The organism is Streptomyces sp. NPDC006510 (genome assembly GCF_040611955.1).
In the GTDB taxonomy this organism is placed as follows: domain Bacteria; phylum Actinomycetota; class Actinomycetes; order Streptomycetales; family Streptomycetaceae; genus Streptomyces.
In genome coordinates this window covers 1-2,730 of sequence record NZ_JBEXPH010000394.1, presented here as the reverse complement: position 1 = coordinate 2,730, position 2,730 = coordinate 1, and the positions used below count along the sequence as shown (strand labels likewise).

2 protein-coding genes and 1 pseudogene are annotated in these 2,730 nt (G+C 72.5%); all 3 read left to right on the top strand.

Annotation, left to right across the window (positions count from 1 at the left end):
* On the top strand, positions 1-617 hold a 617-nt coding region (locus ABZY11_RS43810; RefSeq protein WP_356484522.1), incomplete at its 5' end, for an acyl-CoA dehydrogenase family protein.
* Positions 618-868: 251 nt separating this feature from the next.
* Entirely contained in the window at positions 869-1,984 is a 1,116-nt protein-coding gene (locus tag ABZY11_RS43805) for a ricin-type beta-trefoil lectin domain protein (protein ID WP_356484521.1), read from the top strand.
* A 134-nt stretch (positions 1,985-2,118) separates the two neighbouring features.
* Positions 2,119-2,730: pseudogene (locus ABZY11_RS43800) on the top strand (hypothetical protein); the annotation flags it as partial.

Sequence of the window (2,730 nt, the reverse complement as noted above, 5' to 3'; positions counted from 1 at the left end):
CCCCTTCGGCGCCCGCCTCGGCCGCGTACAGGCCGTCGGTCGTGGGCACCGAAGGGGTCGCGGTAGAGCCGCTCGTTCCGCTCGACCTGACCCGCCCGCTCGCCACCGTCACCTTGCGCGGGGCTGCCGGAACCCGGCTGGCCGACGGCGCGTCCGCGGTCGCCGCCGTGCGCCGGGGTCTGCTGGCGGGCGCCGGACTGCTCGCCTCGGAACAGCTCGGACTCGCCGAGTGGTGCCTGACCGAGACGGTCCGCCACACCCGTGAACGGCACCAGTTCAACCGGCCGGTCGGCTCGTTCCAAGCGCTCAAGCACCGCATGGCGCAGCTCTGGCTGGAGGTGGTGTCGGCCCGCGCCGCCGCACGGAACGCCGCGGACGCCCTCGCGACCGGCAGCCCCGACGCCCCGTTGGCGGTGGCCGTCGCCCAGGCGTACTGCTCCGGAGTCGCCGTGCACGCCGCGGAGGAGTGCGTTCAGCTGCACGGCGGCATCGGCATGACCTGGGAGCACCCGGTGCATCTGTATCTCAAGCGCGCCAAGGCCGACTCGATCGCCTACGGCACGGCCGGGAAGCACCGCGAGACCATCGCCGGACTCGTGGAACTGCCCGCACCGTAACGGCGGGAGAGTGAACGCCCCGTAGCACTGCGGGACTTGGGAGCGGAGGCGCATGAACAAGCGCCTCCGCTCCTCCGTTTCCCCGTCCGGCGGGAGTGCACCGGACCGGGGGCACCGCAGAAGTCCATCAGCCCGACCGGACAAGTCCATGCCCCTGGTGCGGGGCGCACCCCCACTCTTGTTGACGAGTCCATGACCAAAAACGAGTCCATGGCCAGGGCGGGCCGGCCCGTCCGGACAAGGAGTGGGACATGCACAGAGCGCGCGCCACCGTCGTGGTGGTGATCCTCGCCGTCGCCGGCTGTCTGGGCCTGGCAGGGCCGTCCGCCGCGGCCGGCCAGACCCCGGGTTCGTACAGCAACTACACGTTCCCGGCCGGGACGACCGGCCTCGACGAGGTCACCTTCGGAACGACCGTCCAGTCCGACCCCGGCCGGGCGAATGTCTTCTGGTCCCACCAGTTCGGCTTCACCAACGGGGTCGGCGGCTACATCGGCATGCAGCGCAACCGCTCCGGCGGCGGCCTGTTCCTCTTCTCGCTCTGGGACTCCACCGGAGGCAGGCCGGGAAGCGCCGGCACCTACTGCCAGACGTTCGCCGAGGGCGGCACCGGCTACACCTGCCGGCTCGGTGAGCGCTTCACGGCCGGGCACCACTACCGCTTCCGCATCGCCCCCGACACGACGGCCGGCTGGTACCGCGCCACGATCACCGATGCCACGGCAGGGACCTCATTCGTCCTCGGCAGTCTGCAGACCGGCACCGGCGCGAAGGTCGCCACCGGTGGAATGGTCGACTGGGTCGAGTACTTCGACTGGAACAACAACGCCGCGACCTGCGCCGACTCGCCGTACTCCAAGGCCCTCTTCGACCTGCCCAGCGGCTCGGCGGGCAGCGGAACCGTCACCGCCGCCCTCGGCTCCACCAGCGTCAGCAGTACCTGTTCGAGCGGCGCCGAGGTGAGCGGCCAGGGCGGCGGCAGCGTGCACGAGGACGGCATCGGCAACTCGTCGTCCGGATCCATCACCGGCATCGGGGGCGCCTGCGTCGACATTCCCGGTGGCACCACGGGCACACAGCTGAACCTCTGGAGCTGCAACGGCGGAAACAACCAGAACTGGGTACGGGCCGCCGACGGAACGCTCCGTGCGCAGTTCCACTGCATGACCGTGAGCGGTACCACCGTGCGGACCGCGGTCTGCGACGGCTCGGCCGCCCAGCAGTGGCGGGTCGACGGAGCGGCCCTCGTGAACCCCGCCACCGGGAAATGCCTGGACGCCTACGGGGGCGGCAGCGCCAACGGCACCCCGCTCGGCATCCACACCTGCACCGGCGGCGCCAACCAGCGCTGGACGCTCCCGGCCTGATCGGGGGAACGGCAGTCGACGGGCGGGCGACGACCGGATCAACTCTTGTGAGGTGTCTGCCCGTTGCGGCTGTCACCGTCGCATACTCGGTCGCGTCCGCCCGTCCGGTCCACCACTCGCTCCCGGGAGAATCCATGGCGTTCCCGACCCGCCGAAGCGTCGTCACCACCGCGCTCGCCACCGTGGCCGCAGGCGCGTTCCTGCCTGCTCAGGCGGCCACCGCTTCCGAAGCGGCCACCGCGTCCCCGGCCGCCGGACGTGACCGGCCGCGGGCGCTGCGCAGGGCCCACGCGCACAACGACTACCTGCACACGCGCCCCCTGTACGACGCGCTCACGCACGGTTTCACCAGCGTCGAGGCCGACATCTTCCTGGTGGACGGGGAACTGCTGGTCGCCCACGAGGCCACCGACCTCGATCCCGCCCGCACCCTCGCCTCGCTCTACCTGGACCCGCTGCTGGCGAGGGTCCGGGCCAACCACGGCACGGTCCACCCCGGTTACCGCGAACCCGTGCAGCTGCTGATCGACATCAAGACGGACGGAGCCGCGGCCTACCTCGAACTCGACCGGCAGCTCCGGCGCTACCGGCGGATGCTGACGACGTACCACCACGGCCGGGTGCGGCCCGGCGCGATCACCCCCGTCATCTCCGGCGACCGCGCCGCGGGGGCCCCCGGGGGGGGGCGGGGCCCCCGGGGCGGCCCGCGCGCCCCCCCCCCCCCCCGCCCCCCCCCGCCCCCCCCG